General features: G+C 50.0%; 19 protein-coding genes. 8 read left to right on the forward strand and 11 right to left on the reverse strand.

Annotated elements, in window-relative coordinates:
* Positions 1-431: 431 nt before the first annotated feature.
* From ACXAC3_RS14575 to ACXAC3_RS14600, 6 genes are all read right to left on the reverse strand, one after another.
* Positions 432-1,112 carry a hypothetical protein gene (locus ACXAC3_RS14575; RefSeq protein WP_475161522.1) on the reverse strand — a complete coding sequence of 227 codons (681 nt, stop codon included), beginning with the start codon at positions 1,110-1,112 and terminating at the stop codon, positions 432-434.
* A 1-nt stretch (position 1,113) separates the two neighbouring features.
* Positions 1,114-2,241, reverse strand: coding sequence for a hypothetical protein (locus ACXAC3_RS14580; protein WP_475161525.1), 1,128 nt, complete (start codon positions 2,239-2,241; stop codon positions 1,114-1,116).
* Between the two features lie 8 nt (positions 2,242-2,249).
* Positions 2,250-2,870, reverse strand: a complete 621-nt coding sequence (locus tag ACXAC3_RS14585) for an Nmad2 family putative nucleotide modification protein (protein ID WP_475161527.1) — start codon at positions 2,868-2,870, stop codon at positions 2,250-2,252.
* Positions 2,867-3,340, reverse strand: a complete 474-nt coding sequence (locus tag ACXAC3_RS14590; RefSeq protein WP_475161529.1) for a TIR domain-containing protein — start codon at positions 3,338-3,340, stop codon at positions 2,867-2,869. Before ACXAC3_RS14590 ends, ACXAC3_RS14585 begins: the two co-directional genes overlap by 4 nt.
* A gap of 581 nt (positions 3,341-3,921) precedes the next feature.
* Entirely contained in the window at positions 3,922-5,181 is a 1,260-nt protein-coding gene (locus ACXAC3_RS14595; protein WP_475161531.1) for a hypothetical protein, read from the reverse strand.
* A complete protein-coding gene (locus tag ACXAC3_RS14600) occupies positions 5,182-5,595 on the reverse strand; it encodes a hypothetical protein (protein ID WP_475161533.1) in 414 nt (137 codons plus the stop codon).
* 501 nt (positions 5,596-6,096) lie between these two features.
* Here ACXAC3_RS14600 and ACXAC3_RS14605 point away from each other — a divergent pair.
* The 6 genes from ACXAC3_RS14605 to ACXAC3_RS14630 all read left to right on the forward strand — a co-directional run bounded on the left by ACXAC3_RS14605 (position 6,097) and on the right by ACXAC3_RS14630 (position 12,714).
* Positions 6,097-6,663, forward strand: coding sequence for a hemerythrin domain-containing protein (locus ACXAC3_RS14605; protein WP_475161534.1), 567 nt, complete (start codon positions 6,097-6,099; stop codon positions 6,661-6,663).
* Positions 6,611-7,252: a glutathione S-transferase family protein gene (locus ACXAC3_RS14610; RefSeq protein ID WP_475161536.1), complete on the forward strand. Its 642-nt coding sequence runs from the start codon at positions 6,611-6,613 to the stop codon at positions 7,250-7,252. Before ACXAC3_RS14605 ends, ACXAC3_RS14610 begins: the two co-directional genes overlap by 53 nt.
* Positions 7,225-7,692, forward strand: a complete 468-nt coding sequence (locus tag ACXAC3_RS14615) for a glutathione S-transferase family protein (RefSeq protein WP_475161538.1) — start codon at positions 7,225-7,227, stop codon at positions 7,690-7,692. The genes ACXAC3_RS14610 and ACXAC3_RS14615 overlap by 28 nt, the downstream gene beginning before the upstream one ends.
* A gap of 553 nt (positions 7,693-8,245) precedes the next feature.
* The gene (locus tag ACXAC3_RS14620) at positions 8,246-9,292 is read left to right on the forward strand and encodes a hypothetical protein (protein WP_475161539.1); all 1,047 of its coding nucleotides are present in this window, start codon (positions 8,246-8,248) and stop codon (positions 9,290-9,292) included.
* A gap of 390 nt (positions 9,293-9,682) precedes the next feature.
* Positions 9,683-10,570: an endonuclease/exonuclease/phosphatase family protein gene (locus ACXAC3_RS14625; RefSeq protein ID WP_475161540.1), complete on the forward strand. Its 888-nt coding sequence runs from the start codon at positions 9,683-9,685 to the stop codon at positions 10,568-10,570.
* Positions 10,571-10,899: 329 nt separating this feature from the next.
* The gene (locus tag ACXAC3_RS14630) at positions 10,900-12,714 is read left to right on the forward strand and encodes an endonuclease/exonuclease/phosphatase family protein (RefSeq protein WP_475161542.1); all 1,815 of its coding nucleotides are present in this window, start codon (positions 10,900-10,902) and stop codon (positions 12,712-12,714) included.
* A gap of 63 nt (positions 12,715-12,777) precedes the next feature.
* Here the strand turns inward: ACXAC3_RS14630 and ACXAC3_RS14635 are convergent, their stop codons facing one another.
* From ACXAC3_RS14635 to ACXAC3_RS14645, 3 genes are all read right to left on the reverse strand, one after another.
* A complete protein-coding gene (locus tag ACXAC3_RS14635) occupies positions 12,778-13,422 on the reverse strand; it encodes a hypothetical protein (protein WP_475161544.1) in 645 nt (214 codons plus the stop codon).
* Between the two features lie 344 nt (positions 13,423-13,766).
* Positions 13,767-14,210 carry a YqfO family protein gene (locus ACXAC3_RS14640; protein ID WP_475161546.1) on the reverse strand — a complete coding sequence of 148 codons (444 nt, stop codon included), beginning with the start codon at positions 14,208-14,210 and terminating at the stop codon, positions 13,767-13,769.
* A gap of 83 nt (positions 14,211-14,293) precedes the next feature.
* Positions 14,294-14,998 carry an ArsR/SmtB family transcription factor gene (locus tag ACXAC3_RS14645; protein WP_475161548.1) on the reverse strand — a complete coding sequence of 235 codons (705 nt, stop codon included), beginning with the start codon at positions 14,996-14,998 and terminating at the stop codon, positions 14,294-14,296.
* A gap of 401 nt (positions 14,999-15,399) precedes the next feature.
* Between ACXAC3_RS14645 and ACXAC3_RS14650 the strand changes: the two genes are divergently transcribed.
* Entirely contained in the window at positions 15,400-15,822 is a 423-nt protein-coding gene (locus ACXAC3_RS14650) for a hypothetical protein (protein WP_475161550.1), read from the forward strand.
* Between the two features lie 429 nt (positions 15,823-16,251).
* Here ACXAC3_RS14650 and ACXAC3_RS14655 read toward each other — a convergent pair whose 3' ends face one another.
* Both ACXAC3_RS14655 and ACXAC3_RS14660 read right to left on the reverse strand, forming a co-directional pair.
* The gene (locus tag ACXAC3_RS14655) at positions 16,252-17,190 is read right to left on the reverse strand and encodes a hypothetical protein (protein ID WP_475161553.1); all 939 of its coding nucleotides are present in this window, start codon (positions 17,188-17,190) and stop codon (positions 16,252-16,254) included.
* Positions 17,191-17,566: 376 nt separating this feature from the next.
* Entirely contained in the window at positions 17,567-18,238 is a 672-nt protein-coding gene (locus tag ACXAC3_RS14660) for a hypothetical protein (RefSeq protein ID WP_475161555.1), read from the reverse strand.
* Positions 18,239-18,396: 158 nt separating this feature from the next.
* Here ACXAC3_RS14660 and ACXAC3_RS14665 point away from each other — a divergent pair, with 158 nt between their 5' ends.
* Complete coding sequence (locus ACXAC3_RS14665) at positions 18,397-19,755, forward strand: hypothetical protein (protein ID WP_475161558.1); 1,359 nt, start codon at positions 18,397-18,399, stop codon at positions 19,753-19,755.
* Positions 19,756-19,758 lie beyond the last annotated feature (3 nt).

Here is a 19,758-nt window from a genome sequence, read left to right on the forward strand (position 1 = left end):
CTCGCACCTGCGGCAAGCTACTCTTCGCGACTAGGCTATGTATCGGCGCGCCTCGTAACCGAGCAGCGATGGAAAACGCCCTTGGAACTCTTCGAACAGTGGTAGGGGCTTCACAAAACAAAGAGGCTTGGCGTTGAGCTGACCTTGCGTCTTGGATCCGAAGGGCGGGCATGTCCCGCTATTTGCCAGTTCATGCCCCACGCAGCGAAAGTCGTTTCATTCTGGACCGGCCCTTGGTGATAGTCGCGGCGAAACATCGTGAAGAGCCCATTTTGACCGATGCCGCGCGATGTTCCAAGGACAGCAATGCGCAGAAACCGGACCTTGCAAAGTTCATCCGATGGCCTTTATGCGGCCGCAGAACAATCTTTGAAAATTCCGGCAGCGAACATCTATTTGGCTGGTCGCGCAACCAGAATTCGGGAACTTTGTTATTGGGATACGTTCTCAATATCTATGACGATCTCTTTTTCGCCAGTAGCAAGTTCGTACATCGTTTTTCTATACGCGATGAGCTTTGCATTAATGGCTAGCAAGTCCTCGCTTAATTCTCTGAATGCCGGAAACTCTGTTTGAACAACCTGTGGCTCTTTTTCGTTGATCTCTTGAGCTTCAAACCAGCGCCGGAACCTTGCCTGCCAACGAGTGAGGTGCGGGCGCAATCCGTCGTTAAGTACATGTACAGAAGTCTTGACGATTGCTCGCGTACCTTTTTGCCTCAGTTTGTGCGCTGGAACTTCCTTTATGAGGTTTCGAGTGACGCCAAAGAACTCATACCAAGAGTTGTAAACCTCGGTGATGACATCATGTTCGAGGTCGATTTCAAGGCCGATTTTGCGCGTACTCAACTCCACCCAGATCGCGTAGGCAATCTGTCGATCCATGGCATTTGGTGTAAACTGGAATTTCGAACTGCCGAAACCAAATTCAGCGGCGTCAAACTCTAGGTCGCGGAGCAGAAATTTTCGGCCCCAAAACCACCATGCAACGCCCAACAAAGCAACTGTCAAAATACCGATAATAGTATACCCTCCGATCTCGAGCTTCACACTCAAGTCAGAGGCCACTTCAAAATCAAGCAGCGGTGCGGGTTCTGGAGATGCAGTCGTCATTTCAACCTTCTATTGGGCGATATTCAATGGTGCGTGTTTTTCGATCTCCTACAATTACGCCCCCCCGGTTTTCTCTCATTTTCCGAAAGACTGCGTATCCATCAAGAAGTGCCTTCTCCCAAAGTGAAGCTGGGCAAGCTTCTACCTCATAGCCCCGTACAAAGTCTTTAATGCCGTTCAGGATATCAATTGAGATTTTGTCGTGACCTTCAAAATAATCGAGATCCTTAGCTTTAGAGAACACCCAAGCGGCCAAACCTTCTTCAACCACACTGCCCCGGCCACTGTCTTCACCCTCGTCAAAATCGGCTTTGCTCTTCCGTTTTTGCTTCAACAAAGCGCGCATTGTGGGCGACCAGTGTAAAATCGCTGCATGAGCAAAGTGTATGACATCGTGGTATCGAAACCCGTCTTCCTCTCGTATGTTATCGGTCAGCGGGTCACCTACAAACACACCATTCCATCTGAGATAGACTTTTCCGTTCTCGCGTTCCATCATCTCGATCTCAAACTGACGGGGGAGTTGCTCCACCTCCGGAAAATTCTTGTCAAAGTCCGGCAACTCGTCAGTCTTAGGAAGAACGAACCTGTCATTAATTTTCTCCGCATTGGCAGACAAAACACGATTGAAAGAAATCTCTGCGGACGCGATGACCTGAAAATAAGCCTCTAGGAAGGCAATCAATTCTTTTTCACCAATCTTAAAATCCGATTCGGATGCCGAAAAAAGCGAAGTTGTAGCCTTCCCTAGGCACAGAAGGGCCTCTGTCATATCACATGAGTCTACGTTGGTTTCTCTCACAGATGCAAAAGGGCGTGTGGGGTCGTCAGTGGGTTGAAATCCCCTGCTATTAGGCCCTTCCGCAAGTACCTTTGCTAAGAGCCCTTCGAGCGAAACATCAAGCCTTCGAACCAGCGCTGTAAAATACCAAAATGCATCGCCTAGCTCGTCAATAACCGAGTTTTCAAATCCGATGAAGGCGATGCGCTCCCTCTTGAGTTTCTTCACTGCGGACATCACGCTTCCTGCTTCGCCGAATAAGCCTAGCAGTATCGGTGAAATCTCATCGTCTTCAAATCGGTCAGTAATGGTCGCGATTTCTTGGTATTCTTTGATCGAAAGGGTCATAGTACGTCCTAAGAAAACGGGTTCTTCCAAGCTTCAGGCAAACCACGCAGGCCCCATTCTTGATAGCTGCGAAGCCATGAAACTATTTTTTCTATATGTTCGGGTTTGTAAGAATTTTGGTAGTTTCGCACGTCTGTCGGGAAATCTGTTCCTTCGCAGTGTTGAATGTCTTTGGGAGGCAGTTGCGCGTCTTTCCCAAAGTAGATGTAGTCATCGCTCAAAAGGACGCGGTTGCTGCCAATGTCGCGATGCAAGTTCAAGTAGTTTGTTTTTCCCCCAGCATGACTGTGGTGTGAATCGGCTTGGGTTGCAGACTGCCCTTCAATGACATCGTGATAGATGTTGTCGCCAAAAAAGTGCTTTGCTGATTTTGTCAAAACCGGTTTTTTCCATTGGAAGCGGGGATCATTCCAGTACTCGTCGAATGACATGGTTTCTGTCACGCGCATTGCGAAAACGACGCGATGACGCATCTTATTTTGCGCGGAACCGCCACCAATGACCCAATCTCCAATTTGAGCGCTTCGGCGAATATCTGGCTTACAACAAGCAAGCGAACAAACACCCCAGAATGGATTCGGCGCAAACCCGTAGTCTCGGGCGACTTTGTAGCAGTACAATTTGGTCACTGACAGGCGACCCTCTTGTATGCCGCAGGTGATGCGACGGACCCGTCAGTATTTTCTTGGCCATCAAAGTTACCAGTCACTGCGTCAACGATTCTTCCACCGTCCCAACCGACCATGGCATCGGACATGTGTTTTAGCGCTGCTGGTGGTTCACACCCCGCATGGCCGTGAGCCCAAACGCCTACTATGCGTTTGCCCAGACGTTCGGCTCTCAGAATCTCTTTATTTACCCATTCGCTATTTTTTGTCTGTGGCGTGATATACACAACCATGGTGCTGCACCATTTGATGCGGGGGCCAATTATTTTGTTGAGAATGTAGTCCGCATTTTTGGCCTTGTTTGGTTTTTCTTTGTTTATTGAACCATCTCGGACAGTCAAACCATGCTTGCGGCACAAGTCCTTGACCTTTTTTAAGCCAGCGTCATCCTCGTGGATGTGGCTGATGAAGATATTTTGCATTTTTTCCATTCTGTAACCCTTGAATAAAAAAAGAGGACACAAGCGCCGCGGCGCTCAACGTGTCCTCCCTGATGTTATCTTTTTGTTCTCCACATACATTCCGCTACAGGCAGAGTGCAGTCAATAGAAATATTCAAGAATGTGTATTGGAATCTTAATGTTGACTGAGTTGCGCCAAGAGCTGTGACCTGTTCCACTTGGAGTCCGCGCTCCCAAGTTAGCTCTGTTCAGGGTTTGATCTTCCTTTGGGTCTTGCTCGCTGTTGGTATTGCCTTGTAACTGCGCGTTCGCACGAGATCTGTCTCCGATGAAAATCAAGGAAAATAACGTTCTTCGAAAGCAATGGCTCTCAGCATACTAATAGTTGATTTTTTGCGAATGAAGCACACTGAGCCTCCCCAACTGAACTGGTCCACCGTTATGTTTAGGAAACGGAGGACCAAGAATGGCAAACAAGCGTGACGCCAAATGACCGGATCGGACGTTGCTGGCGGATTTGTAAAGTCTAGCCATTTGACCGCGAAATGTGAATTTGACCTTCACACGGGAAGTTTCATTTCTCAAAACTTGGAGAGCAATTTGAACCTAACTTATCGATCTCCTGGAAAAAGGCTGTCAGCTGTCGCTCCTAAATATCGACTAGTCGCTGGCAGGATCTGAAGGCCGAATCTAACTACATCAGACAGCTCAAAATCGTGGCCTCGCCCTCTAGCCTCTTCCGCAATTCTAGCGGGAGAGGTTGGTATCAAGTTTTCGAGAAGTTCGCTAATAATTTCATCGAGCTCTGACAGAGTTAACCCACTTGGAAGTATTTTGGTCTCAATGTCTTCGAGGAGAATTGTATTAAATGCTCCGGTCAGGGCATCGCGTCCGCGTCTGGTCATACGGAAACGGCCAGCACTTTCAGACAACCAAGACAACTTTTCCATAAACCCCAAATAAGTCTTTATCCTATCACTTCCAACGTAGCGGGCGCTTTGATCATCTGAGGCTTTTTGGATAAGAAAAAGGTCGTCGGATCGGCAGCGCGATGTTATCTTCTCGATCCTAAGATCGTCTTCCTCGAAGTAGCTCAATACCTTGCGTAACCTGCCATAAAGTGTTCGCCCTCCATTGTATTCTATGAAGCTTGTAGGAACATTCAGAGGCACTTCGTGAAGGACCTGATCACCCAACTTGTCGGCTTCATTCTCCCGAGGCAGATCACTGTCAACAACCCCTGATTGAAGCATGGTTGAGCGAGTACGGGCTACGATTTTTCGCCATGTTATCCCACCTTTGCGTCGATCAACTCTCTGATCACCCTTGCTGTGTTTTCTCTCCATGACTCGCAGCAATGAATCCGAAAACGCTGCATTATATGTGTAGTTGAAACCTGTTGCTGAGACCAAGTAGTAGTCGACCCCATTCAATGCTGGGTCTGATGCCAATCGACCGGAGTGGCAGGCGTCAATAACTAAGACCAAATTCTTTATTCCGTGCCGGCTAAGTTCTTGAACTATTGTAGAAATAGGCACTTGCTGTGCATCTTCTCCTTTTGGTCGAGCAAAGTGAAGCGCAAGACTATGGGCACCACTAGGAACGCTGTGGCCAACGTAATAGAAGACGACTGTCGTTTCCGGTGATACGTTTGTCAGTTCGGATAAGTCTTCTACAATTTGGCCCCAAGTCGGGTTGTCCTTTCTAACTCTTGGGCCGTTGGAAGCGCCGTCAACATCGCGCAGTTCGAACATCTGTCCGGGCGCTGTCAGCTTTCCCCACCTGTCCAGGAGCCCAATTACTCGTTGTGGGCTTGGACCGACAGGAGCACCATTAATCCAATTCCCGACAAAAATACCTCGAATATCCATCTATTCACCAAAAACATCTTCCAAAAGTTTACCGATAGCGGCCGTAGCAACCGGAAGCTTCAGTTCTTTTCCTAGGACTTTGACCGTAGCTCTGAAACCTTCTTTCTCCTCGCCACTTTGGTCGTTGTTTTCTGGCACGCCGCGTGACTTAAGAATTTGATTAATTGCAAAAATTGTTGCTGAAGCGTAAGCTTTTGCCATCTTGGGATCCTGCAAAAGCTCCAACGACCAGGCAATGATTTGGTCGATACCCTGGGCACTTCTCGGGGCGGATTCTCGTCTTTCTTCAGCAGGCCCCGCTCCGGTTTCTGACGCAAGCCGATCTAACTGAGCCTGAATATCTACCTCAAGCTCTTTGACACTTATTCCCGAGGGGGCGGCTCCCCCAGTCTCTATTTGAAGCTCAATTTTCATGGCAATATCCTTTGAATCAATCCACTCTAAGTAGATCACGATCTATTGGATGGTGCCAGACTAGATCCTCCTAAAAACGCAACCAGCGAACGCAGATGACAAGGATAGGGCTGTCGCTCATACGCCCACCCATGTTTTGGCCGACCCCCTGGCTGAATTTTCCAATCAGCATTCTATGGGCGAGTTTTTTGTTGGTTTTCGGCAAAATGGGAGTATTTCAACACTATCGGCTGATACTGAATCAGCTTGCGGCCCAGGCAGTCTGCAAGCTCATGCGATGTTTGGCTCAAGTGTTGAGCCGATTTAGGTCCCCGTCCGCAACTTCAGCCGTGAAGGCCTGTAAGGATTCATCCAGCACAACATCGCATCCCGGAACCACAAAATCGTTGGTTTGAGTGGCGCCGACTTCGCGGGGGTTCGCTGACGCATAGTGACTGTGCGTTCTCGCTACTGGCGGGCAGTTGTCCGACCTCCCATCTATGGCCTGAAAGGAGACAACCGATGCTCGATACATACGCCATCCGCCAAGACGATATGCCTCAGGAAATGCGGTTTCTCTTGGACCAATACCCCCGCGACAGTTGGGAAGCCCATCCAGGCTTCAAAGAAAAAACCAAGCATTGGCTCGGCGCGCATGAGATGTTCCGTCGTATTGCGGAACGTATTCGCCTGGATACAGAAGGGGTTTTGAGCAACGAGATGGGGTTGGACGACTACGTGGGGCGGCTGTCCTACTATGGCGGCAACCTGGTTGGAAACCTGCATGGCCATCACGGCTGGGAAGATCATAGCTATTTCCCTGAACTGTCGGCTGCGGACCCGCGTTTTGATGCGGGGCTTAAGTTGCTGGAACAGGATCACTTCGATCTGGATAAGGTGCTGAGTGACTTCACCCGCACGGCGAACCGTGTGATCAAGCTATCCGCACTTGATGAGGCGCAAGCTTACGATGAAGCCGGACAGCTCCATGCGACGAGCAACACGATTGAAGCATTCCTGAGACGGCATCTCAGTGATGAAGAAGAGTTGGCCGTGCCAATCATCTTGCATCACCGGCTCAGAGGATGATGCTGAAGTCATGACCGACACATCTACCGAAGAAGACCAAACTGATATCAACAAGCGCCGCGCACGGGGTGAATTCGTGCGCGGTGTCAGCGGCTTTCGCCACGCCATTGGCGATCCAGTGTTTCCGGCAGAACCTGATCGCTATCACCTGTTCGTAGCACTCAATTGTCCGTGGTGTCACAGAGTGACGCTGGCGCGAAATGTGCTGGGCTTGCAGACCAGCATCACGATGGACGTTGCATTTCCAAACCGCACCGGCGACGACGATCCAGAGGCGCCAAACTTATGGGAGTTTGCACCTGATCGGATTGCATCTCTCACCGGTGAGACTTTGCCAGAATGCACGAGTGAGACCGGCACCGGCATAGGGCTGCGCCTTGCCAAAGAAATCTATCGTGCCGAAGGCTCTGAAGAGCAATCCCTTCCAATCCTGTATGACAAGATTGCAGGGCGCATTGTGAACAACGAAAGCGCTGAAATTGTCCGAATGCTGGACGCCGCAGCGGATTCTCTGGCAGCAGAATCCCGGCAGCGGAACGCGTCCGGCTTTATCCAGCCGAAGTGCCGCGTCAACAAAGCCAAGACCTGAACGAACGCATCTACACGACGATTAACAATGGCGCCTACAAGGCCGGTTTTTCGTCAGATCAAACGGTCTATGAAACAGCCTTTGACGCCTATTTTGAGACACTCGAATATTTGGAGGAGCATCTCTCAGATGGCAGGCCCTATTTGACTGGCAACCACTTTTCAGAAGTAGATCTCCGCCTGTTTCCCACTCTCTATCGCCACGATCCCGTCTATTATGTGCGGATGAAACTTAATGGTGCCAGAATCCTGGATTACCCATACTTGTGGCAGTGGCTATGCCGTGTATACGCGCTGCCCGGAATTGCAGAGGCAGGGTCTCTTGTACACTGCCGTCAGGGGTATTTCGGGCGCAGTTGGAATAGCGTTGTGCCCAATGGGCCATTGAAACCGATGTCATACCCTGAGGCCTACTACCACCCTGAACTCGCAACACTGTAGGTGAAATCGCGCCTCAGGCTTGAACGGTCTGAACATGACGCCCGCTGAGTTAGTGGTGAATGTGTGGTAACTTTAGGCAGACAAAGGATCGATGATAGCATTCGCAACCCCTGCTCGACACATGCTAGTAACGAGAGGAAATGCCGCGTTTTGCGCTGGATTGCCGACTTAAGGTTTCTTTGGAGAATACGCTCATAATTTCGCCAACACTGCGCGCTATCGCAGATAGCGAATTTGAAGACCCGCTGCTGCTAGTGAATTATCTGGTTTTTGTCCATGAGCGTGTCTTCCATCGACAGTCCGTCACCTCCCGTGGTACTCGAAAGCGACTTCAGAACCGATGCTGTCAACTCAACAAGTCAGCGAGTTCCCGCTTTTTACACACAGCAGCGACCCCAAAAAACGGCAGTTGAAACCTGTTGGCATCAAAAGCGATTTGTCCGAGAATAGAATTTGATTTCGTGAACCCACCCAAATTTTTGCGCCCAATTTCCAGATGGCAAGACCTGAAACACACTTGGAAGAAACGCCAGCGGCCCTTCGGCGGCGGGCAGTGATTGCGCTCGTTCTGGGCGCCACCATATGCTTGGGCAGTGCTTGCGGCATTGCATGGATACTAGGCATTTCTCCTTTCAAGGCCCCAAACCACATTGAAATTCGAGCTCATGCCTACTGCTACGAAGATTTAGATGCGCCGTCGTCTTCCGGTCTGGAAGACTTGATACGCACCGTAGATTGGACCGTTGAGCTTACGGAGGATCCCGGTGGTAACAACGAAATCGTTGTAAAAGCAAAAGTCTTAGGACGTGAGAAGACAACGTGCCAGTCGCTTGTCGTAAACGTAAACCGTCCAGTGGAATCTGTCAGGCGCTCAAGAATCGATCCAAGTTTGGTTCTCCCGGTTGTGACGGATGGAAAAAACTGGACGACCGGTGAATTTCTGACTGCAAGGGCGCGCGATACCGCGGCATCATTTGACGCTGAATTCTTTTCAAGCGGATTTGAAACCGATCTTACATCGCGCGGTGACCTACAGAGCTTCGATGGCAAAACCGTGACTTACTACCTTCGAGTCCCCAAAATCTCTAAGCAAGATGGCCTTACTAGACAGGGCTTTACGCTTTCCGTTCACGCACGTACCTATGTCCATGCGGAATTCGGTGGCCGGCGCCCAGGTTCCGACCAATTTGAATTGTATCTCAAAACGCCGCGCATTTCAGACGCAAACATTTTACCGCCTCCCCAGTTTGCATCCGTCGACCGTCTCACAAGGACCAGTCATTGGGAGAAACTCCCAGCGGACACTCAAGTGGATGTGTCTTTGGTTAGAGTGGGGACTCAACGCTACCGGGAAGCCGCTATCATCGGACTTTCGACACTGATCGGTGTTGGGGCATCCGCAGTCTTTGAGGCGTTTCTGGCGTTGCAGTGGATTGGTCTGGCCACCGCGGCGCGCGCTAGTATATCGACCTCAACCCAATCATCGTCATCACTCCCAAGACCACCCAGCGCCTCAACCTTCTCTATTTCTCACAATTCTAGGGCACTAGAACGACAACGCCGCATTGAGAGACTTGCTAACCGACGGCGAAAGAAATGACCAAATTGCCCTCTATTCCTCTTAAGTGACCAGGTGTGAGGCCCCACTATTTTAGTGCGAGACTTCGCTAGACGACCGTATGTGGTCAAAATTTGTTTGAAGGCGATGGCTGGAATGGAGCCGTGAGATGACTCCGCATTTTGGGTTTCGCTCCTCTGCTGCCTTCGCTCATCCTCGGTGCTTTGAGGCCTTTCCAGAGGTCAATAGGGATCGTTTCGCAATGGCTTCCCGGTAAACAGAGAAACTTGAGCCTCAGTGCGCAAATATGCAACTTGTCGGGTAGCTTCATCGTCGACAACTCAGGTTGCTACCGTTCTCGTCAATGCCGTAAACTTTTTTCCAAGGCTAAAAAGTTTGTATAGTGTTTTAGTGATTTCATGAGGTTCTATTATGTATAATCTGGTGGCCTGCGTCGCGGCAGTCTTTATGTCTTTCTCTACAATGGGGTTTGCACAAACCATCAAAATTGGTGCCTGGAATGTTCTTGCTAATTCCTCCTCTTCAGGATTTCGGTACATCAAGGATGAGCGCATCCCAAATATCGCGGCTGTGATCGCATACATCGAACCTGATGTATTGGCAGTTTCGGAAGTGGCGCCGAACAACCGGTTTCGCAGAATTACCGAAGAGTTACGGGACCTCGGGCATTGTTACGAGTATACATATCGATCCCAGCCCTCACCTGATACCAAGATGAATGTAGGGTTTATCCATAAGTGCGGGATTTCCGTAACCAACGTGGAGTTGTTGAGCAATACGGGTTACGAGCCGCGAAACAAACGGGAGGCTTTGCAAGCTAGCTTCACTGTAGGAAGCTTTGACTTCACGGCCATTGCCGTTCACTTGAAATCAGGTGGGTACTCAAGTCGGCCACTCCGGAACGAACAAGTAAAAAAGATTTGGTCAGTTATCGAGGCAGAGATTCTGCCGAATGAGAAAGATGTGATTGTTCTGGGTGACTACAATATGGACCCAGAGCGCGATCCAGAGAACTTTGAAAATCTCAATCCCGAAGGCAAGTTGCGCTTCATTTCATCGGAGATCGAACCGTTTTCCGGCAACTCACAAGTTTGGTCGCATATCAATAGATCTTGCAGAAAGGGAAACTTCTTGGACGGAATGTCCATTGGAGCTTCAACTACCGAATACATCGAAGACACTGTCGAACTCATACCGGCCCACGAGGTCTTCGCGAATGGTGACTTGTGTGAGTTTAAGAAAAGCTACTCTGACCATCTGCCTCTTGTCGCCGTTTTTCGGAACGCCGATGAGGACTAGTTGTCCAGAGTAGATTTCCAGTCAATCCCTTAGGTTGTTGGATATTAACAGCATTTTCCTTGTTTGACGGATCCTCGGTGGTCTGGAGGATTTTCTTACAGAGCAGTGCTGGGAGACTCCTCCCCAAATGCGAACTCAAGGGCGCGAACCGCCCGCGATTGACACTAACCGCACTAGCGCTTTGAGCGATTTCTTGAGCGCCCCGACAAGCATCCTACAACCTCCAAAGTTGCTTAACATATTCGTACTAAGCACAAGTAATGGTTGATTGCAGGGATTGGTCCCATGTACTTTTTTTGCATACTTTAGGAAATTGAGGAGAAGTTTAGATGGTCAAGCTAGCAACCTTCAACCTTTATCAATTCGCAAGGCCAGGCACATTTTGGTACGAGGAAATCCCGCGAAATACTCATAACGCAGCGGCTTGGGCAGATAAAAAAGCTTGGATAGCCAATCAGTTGCACGAGATGGATGCCGATGTAGTGGGCTTCCAGGAAATCTTTGAGGTAGAAGAGCTACGTGAGCTCTGCCTAGCTGCGGGCTACGAGCACTTCGTAACGGCAGATGTACCGACGGTAAGTGAAGAAAATGATCGGGTTTTCGTCGGACCCATTGTTGCGTTGGCCTCGCGCCACCCGGTTGCGCACGCGTCGGCTGTTTCGGTGGATCCTATTTTGACAGAACAGCTCCCTGTCTCAGATGACTTCAGATTTAGTCGGACACCACTGCGGGCAGTTGTTACTCTTCCTGTACATGGACATCTGGTCGTCTACGTTGCCCATCTCAAGTCAAAGCGCCCAATCGCTGATATGCCGGATGTTTCTGATGCCGATTGGACCGTGAAAACCAGAGAAACCATGCGTGCAACATCGCGTGGGCACACGGCGTCGTTGCTACAGCGGGGCGCAGAAGCCACAGCTCTCTACCACGCAATGACCAATGAAATAGCGAGCAACGCTGAAACCCCCATCGTTGTTTTGGGCGACTTAAATGATGATCCGGCTTCAATCCCTCTGGAAGCGATTACAATGCGCGGGAACATCTACGAGATCGATGAACAGCCTCAAAGCTCTTGGCCACCCGGCGTTCTGAGTATGATACATGACCATCGCTTCAAGGATGCGTGGACGCTGGCACCTCAGCTTGATGATGATCGTGAACCTACACACTTCTTTAGGGGAAAAGGCGGTGTCTTAGACTACATCCTTGTTTCAAATGCTTTAAATGGGCGCAATCCTGGTCATCGCGCACGCGTAACAGCATGTGACGTTTTCAATCAGCATCTGAAGAGTGATGGTGTCGGCGATAAGCGCCAATCGGATCACGGGCAGGTAGTGGCTACGCTTGAGTTTATAGGCCTGGATCCCTTTGAACTAGATGGGCTTGAGGTCACTGAGCCGCCAGAACCAGTCGCCCCATTTGTGATGGTTCCGGCAGGCGGTCGCGATGCTTTCATCGAGGAGGCTGGTGGTGTTTTTACAAGTCATGAAAGTTACAAGTCTTGGAGTGGAAGCGACAAATGGACGAACTTTTGGTCGTTTTTCTTTGACAACAACTATGGTTGGGTCAAGTCAGCGTATGGAGCGATTCCAGTTTCCACACTGCACCAGAAGCAGCAATACTCGATAGAGCACATAATTCCTCAGAGCTTCTTGCGCAGCTACCTTAACTCAATGGGCGCGAGCCAAGATGTTCGCCGTGGAGCAACCGTAAACCCGTACAATTTCGTACCTGCTGAGCGCGACCTAAACTCAAAGCGAGGTAGTTGGGTGTTTGATTGGGAGGATGACCAAGTCAAACGACCTTACAATGTTCACCTAAATCCGGACGCGTATCGAACATTTGGTCTTGATCATGAAAATGAGTGGGTGATTCCGACGCGAACACGCGGCGATCTTGCCCGAGCAATACTGTACATGGTGATCGTCTACGACATTCGCGAACTCTACAATCGCCATATTGATACACTTCGAAACTACGCGAAGATGGATCCTTGTACGCCTTGGGAGCTGGACTACGGAGTCTGGGTTCAGTCACTTCATAGCATAAAGAACCCATTCGTAGCACGGCCAGAGGAGGCGCTTCGCTGGCTTGATGATGATGAATTGATGCAATCAATTCGTTTGCCAGCCGATCAAGGGTGAGCTTTCCTTTGATAAAGGCTGCCAAACGGAGTTGCGAAGGAGCACAGCGCCCGTGTTTGTTTACTAATAGGCACCTTTCCAAGCCTCCTTAAGCATCTTTTCACCAGCTTTAGTCGAGCGACCGACGAGCCATCCAATACCAGCCGCAGAAAATGGCTCTATGATTGCCAGGCCGGTAGGAACACCCACGTTTGTGGTGACAATTGTTAAACCTTTGGCTGCTCGCCAGCATCTGCTCCAAACTGGTTGGTCTGAGATCGGGTCTAACGCGTGTTTCTGACTTTTTGCCCCCTCGCAGGCGTGATGTTGCGAGAGGCCGACTAGTTCGCGAAACTGCTCGGGGTCAAAGCCACGTGCTTCTTCCTGGGAGAGGAGGCCGACCATGTGTCGCGCAAATCCTCCCATCGCAAGTGCAGGTTCGGGCTCCACTCCAGCTTGCATTGCAATTGCCACTTCTGCACGTCCAAACTCTTCTAGGTAAGCGTCAAACCCCAGTTCAGGGTTTTCGTTTTCACTAACTATTTCCGCAATTTTTTCGAGGTCAGAGTCGAAGTTGCTATCTTTGACTAAGTCAGTCAGTGCTTTGCAACAGATGACAAGAATCTCTACGGCGTCCTCAGCAGGCATAGGCTCCGTTCGCATCGGCCGAAGAGCCCACATTTCATTCGCCACGTTTCGCCAGTAGCCTTGATCAAAAAGAAGCCCCATGCGTCTAGTCTCCCGAATTGCGAGATTCATTCTTTAAAATTTGATCTTTCACTAACGTCCTATGAAATCAGCTAATCAGAGCTTCATGACAAGCGCAAACCTCATCATTAAGTTCACTTGTTGAGATGTCTGCAAAAAACAACTCGACAACGACTACGGACGAACTTCCGTCCCAAGCTTTTTTCACCCTTTTTTGTCTCAGGCACACCAAGGCCGATTTGGCCGCGACCGGCCTAACGAAGGGATCACAGAGAATCGCAGGTCCTGAGCTCAACCTGCTCGTTCGTTAGGATTTAACGAATGTCTGGCCTATAGTAACAGTTTGAGCTTTGCTTCGACAGCTTCTACCGATGTTCTTCCGGCACCCAGTCATCGGCTATGTTGTTCCAGAACCTGTTGGGGTTGTCCTCGTCTATTCCGCGAATATGGAGGGTGCGAACACACGGTTCCACGAAGACTACTGGCTCTTCATAGGGGTGTGATGAATAGATATGCTCGAGAGCCTGCACGGCCTTCGCCTCGGTATCACCTAGAAAGAACGATAGCTCTACGCAGGGCACTTCGACTACATTTTCGGTTGCCACGTTCCGCCCGCTTCCAAGCGATCTGAATTGCTGAATGCCCGGCGCAGTTCGAAATGTGACGCAATCGTAGTCGCCGTACGTGAGGGGCTCCTCGACCAGTACAGCATCTACGATTTTTTGCGCATGGGTATCGGGCACCTGAACGACGATCCGCAAACCGTTTTCTTGCATGAACCTGTCGCTATCAAGATTGGGTAGTGTCATGGGCTTCTCCAACAGCATCTTTTTTTGGAATAGCCGGTATCATCGCAGATGCGGGAGAATAAGGTTCGATATCGACCGAACTTTCAATCCCCAGTTTCGCTGTTAATCAATTTCTTACCCAAACCGAACTTGCGATCCAGCACGTCGTAGCCGCTATCCGTGATGGTTAGGGAGCGGCTGCCGGTTCGGCGTTGAAGCCAATGTGCTTCCAAAAATTTTTTTAAGAGGGCCGTGGCGAGAGGCCCAGAAATATGATGCCTCCGCTCTGTCCAGTCTAGGCAGAGTTTTGCCGGTGGTTTGCCTGCCGAGACTAGCGGAGGCTGAATTCCGATATCGTCAAGAAACCCACGATAGCGTGAACCTGTCATCAAAGCCTCCTCGCGCAAGATCAGCACATCAAGTGCGACCAGGCGCTCTTTCATCAAAACGCCGAGCCTGCCAGCAATATGATTGTAGCAGCTACGTGCGTGCAAAGTATCGCTGACGGTCTGACCGGGTCGGAATAAATGATCCATGGGAGAAAGACTGGCAAGTCTTTCCAATACCTGCGCAACGTCAGCATTCGCAATTCGGTGATAAACATGCCGCCCACTGCGCAACGAAGACGTCAGACCGGCGATTTCCAATTGTTTCAGATGCGCACTCGCGGTCTGTGGGCTGACTTCGGCCGCGCAGGCCAACTCCTTGTTTGTAAACGCGCGCCCATCCATCAACTCGCAAAGTATGCGGGAGCGGCTGGGGTCGCCTAACGCTGCCCCGATAATATCCAGTCTAGGTTCGATTGCCATGGCGTTCAGACTAGCGGCAGAATGAAAAACCAACCAGCATGAAAGCTTCGATGAAGAACGAAGTGAAAAGCGAACGCGGACGTTGATCCAATAGCAACCTTGACCGAATGGCAGTCAGTCGCCAAACCGGGTCTAGTCACAGCTCCGCGCTCAAAACAAATTGGTGCTGCAAGAAGACGAACAGCAGCTCCACCAAGTTGCGCCTATTGGGAATGACCTCACCTAGTTCCCCTAACCCGCACATCGTCTTGTTTGACTGATAAATGGAGTTTTTGTTTGCCGAAAGCATCGCTTGAAAACACCTAGTACGCGCAGCCACAAGTCCTGAAGGTAAGAAAAAAGAAAGTTACCAACAAGCAAGCTGTCATAGAAAAGCCACATGACGGATGCACGAGACCTCCATGGGACATGTTCTTTGGGCAAATATTGCTAACGAAGCTGAGTTGTGCAGCGCTAAATCCGATCTTGAGGCGCTTTATAGCGCGCGATCTCGTTTAGACAAAATCATGCGCGAGATAGGTTGTGTGCCTATCACTGAGATGATCGACAACACAGATCTGAACGTCAACATGGAACTCATCGAATTCCCTGAGCATCTTGAAAGGACTAATGATCTGATGTTGGCAGAAGGAGTTTGGCAGGATACTGACGTCGCTCGAACTACGCTTTATAAGCTACGCACCCACCTGATCGACAAGCAACCAAAGCTAGGCCTGTTCAAAGACCAGCGACCGAAGGTCGTCGAAGAATTTGGTGAAGTTCTTGAATTCATCTCCAAACATGCCAAGCCTGGCTCAAGGTTCAACTTCAGTGACGTCATGTGAAGCCTTGGGTGGGGTTCGTCGAAGATAGGTCCTTTGGCAGCCCGAGGTAGAATCCGGTCGAATACCCCCTTCTGGGAAGCCGCAATGCAGCATTCAACTTCCGAATGGATGGCGGGTTGTCTCGGTTCGCGGCGGCCTCAAATGCAAGCGATGGTTCGTGAATTAAAGAAACCTGCGAAGATTGACGGAGCTGCGAAAGGCCCGTTTCACGAAGCCGCCCTTTTCAAATTTGCCTGAGAACGGCAGCTTCGTCCCGCGTTCTGCTAGTTTGCCACGGCTTAGAATTTGCAATCGCAGCGAATGTCTTCTCTGACGGATCGCACCGCACCCTCCGTTTGTTGGATAAGTGGCAGCGATGGGCGGATTGGCAAGAGGCGCAACATCCCATAAGCTTAGTCGCGAAAATATGCTTCGCTCACTTAACTAACCTCAACGACCAGTTTTGCGGTTGGCTTTCCTACCTCGCAGCGACTTGAATTTTACTCCAGCGACATCCTGTTCACGAACGAATATGCGATAGAGTTCTAAACTAAGGAAGCATTCAATGAGTACAGAAATTGACGCGCCAAAAATCGTTGATGCCAGAAAAATTGAGATATCACGCCAAACTTTTGCATCGCGATCTTGAGCGTTCAGTCGAAACCGACCTTCTAGCCTCTCTCCAGGATCGTTCTGATGAGCCTCTAAATTCGCGCGATATACGCGTACATCTTCCGGGTCTATCTGAACAATAGGAACAACGTTTGTCTCCAAAATCGAGAGATCATTTTCTACGATGAAGCTAAAGTGCGGCCAGCCAAAGAGGCCTCCACTAGAATTTTCGACCACTATTTTGGTATCAAAAGCCCATGTATCAACATCGGTCTGAGTTAGAAATCCATTCATGGGCATTTGAATTGTGAACGCCTGATTTTGAATGCTCCCAGGTTGGAATGCGAAAGTGAAGTTGTTGGTGCCATAACCGTCGTCTGTGGTTTCTAGAATGCGGAACGCATCCGGCGAAGGAAGCTCGCCCAAATAACCGAATGCATCATGAAGCAGCCCGGAGTAGAAGATTGGATTTTCGAAAGAAAACCTCTGAGAGGAGATGTTTATCGCCTCACATCCGCTTTCCGTTACATCGGCTGCCGAAACACCGATGCTAACCCAAAGTGTGGGCTGAGATTGGGAAACTGCTATACCAGGGATGATGCTGACATTGTCATCAAAGCAATGCGTTGAAATAAAAATCTCTGATTGCACTGGAAATTTTGAAAACTGCGTGGCCCCTCGAAGAGTCGATCCAAATGTTTGTATTAAGAAATAGGATGAACCAACGAGCAACGCAGCACCGGTTAGGGAAGTGAAAAGCAGCTTTGGTCTTTTCATCCCCTTCTTCCTCGCTCTTAGTGCCGACAAAAGCCGACGTGCGATATGTGCCGGTTATTTCGATTTTATCCTAAGTTTTGTGAGTAGTCGAACGTCATCATTGGGGAGGTTGCACCGCTGCTGGGTTCTACACTATGGGAAGAAGATTGGACCGCATCCGAGCAATGGATGGGGCGAGGACTTTGTTCTGCGGTGAGTGTCCTAAAACCGTGTTGCAATTGCAGCATGCTGTTCACTTGGCCGATGTCCGGTTTGCGCCGTCCGCAACGAGGTCTGGCGGCAGAAAAGCTAACATGCTGCGCTTGCTCAAAGGTTTGCTTCAGCCCAGAGCGGACATTCGTTTGTGAGCGAACACTAGTTGCAGATGCCCACCAAGCTACCAAGACTTCAAAAAAACGTCTCCGACCACGGCCTGTGTTATGTCCAGTGTTGGAATGGCCAGTAAGAGGATTCCAGTGCTGCCCAGACTTAGTGATACGATGCGCGCCAATCGGAATGTATGCATCTCGCCAGTCCACCATTCTCGTGCGAGATAACTGATATAGTCGCCATGCTTGTTAAACATGATTGCTCGCACATCAGGTCGGTAACCTGAAACCACCGGCTTCCTGCTCCGGAACTTGTCGTGCACTTTCCAAAACAAAGGCAATCTCGGTTTCCAATGATCGGAAAAAACGCGAATTTCCATGTCCGCAAGCTCGTGTATGCTATAGCGTTCTCCAACCCTTGCCGCAAACTCAATATCTCCTTTCGCAAGCTCTAAAACCTGTGGCCGAAAGACCCTAAAAATCAAATTGGAGATCAGCAGAAGCAGACTACCAAAGAAAACCAACCTCATTTTGGCGATACCAGATAGAAAAAACGGCGTTTCCTCACCCGGTTCAACACCTGCGATCATCCGAAATGAAGCTATTTCCGCGATTTGGTCGTTGAAAAGGATCAGGTAGCCAATGATTGGCACCAACGCAACGACCCGCGTTAAGTCATTGTTGGCAACTCGTTCAACTGATTGCCATTGGGTCAAGTCCCAATCAGAATGAAACTTCATTGAAATGCGTTTCTCCCATAAGAGCGTGGTCTATCAAGCATGCTGGAGGCCTTTTACCCCTTTGTTTTGAGAACGGTACTTCATTGAAAACTTGACGGAAAGCCGCTGCAACTGTCTATTTGAGACATGACATTCAATTTCAAGTTGTAGGCGAATAGATGACTGAAAAGCTGCCAGATTACCTGGCTCAAGGCGAAGCCGCCCGTTTGTTCCCCGTTCTCTCAACCACCTCAAAGGAAGGTCGCACAACGTCTATTGTGCTGGCCTGTATGGTTCAGATTGAAGAGTTGGGAGCCGCTTTGCTTCAATCAGTAGGTCAGAAGCGCGGGAAACGTGCTCAGGTACATGCGTTCACTGAGGTTGTATTCAAGAACCAATCAAAGACAATCAAAGATCGGCCCGACGGATTGATTGTTCTGAAGGTTGGGTCCCGTGAGTGGAAGGCCGTTATAGAAACCAAAGTTGGGAACAACACCCTCGATGCTGAGCAAATTGAAAGATACCGTGCTCTTGCCAAAGAGAATGGCGTCGATTGCGTTATCACGATATCCAATCAATTCGCGACTACGCCGACTGCGCACCCTGTTGAGGAAGTTAGGAAGAGCAGGTCCAAGATTCCCGTGTATCATTGGTCGTGGATGCATGTGGTCACGACTGCGGAATTGCTGATCAGCAATGAGCAGGTCGAGGACAAGGACCAACTACTGTTGCTGAATGAGCTTAGGCGCTTCCTCAACCATGAGAGCGCTGGTGTGCAGGGCTTCCATAGGATGCCCAAAGAATGGGGCGATCTCAACAAACTGGTGTCGTCTGGCGGTGTCATTCCAGCGCGGTCGCCGGAGGCACAGATTGTAGTCGACGCTTGGCACCAAGAAACCCGAGACCTATCACTAATCTTGAGCCGATTAGTGGAAACGTCCGTTAGTGAGAAACTGTCGCGCAAGCACATCAATGATCCAGCTCAGCGAAAAAAGGATGAGCTACTGATGCTTCGCGAGCACCATCAGCTCCAATGCACATTGGATGTGCCGAACACGGCCGCCCCTATCGAAGTCACCGCAGATCTCAAGCGGCGGTGCGTTGACGTCGGTATGACAATCCGAGCTCCAGAAGATAAGAAATCGACAAAAGCCAGGCTGAATTGGCTTCTTCGGCAGATCAAGGTCGATAACATGGATGGGCTGTATATCCGCCTGCTTTGGCCTGGTGCCAGCGAGCCGACGCAGCACTTGGTCTCAGAACTTCGGGAAGACATTGATATCTGCCAAGACGGCAAAGATCATCTCGTTACACACGGCTTCCACGTTTTCTTATCCAAGCGTCTTGGCGGGCGGTTCACACAACAGGCCAACTTCATATCCGACTTAGAGGAAGTCGTTCCTCTGTTTTATGGTGATGTCGGCGCAAACCTGTCTGCATGGAAGAAGGCAGCGCCGCGGATCAAGCAGGACAAGCCAACCGCTGAGGACGTGTCCATTGATGCCATTGCGGAGGATGCAGAGGACTTTGAGGGGTGAGGG

The organism is Ruegeria sp. ABV4_181 (assembly GCF_056158465.1).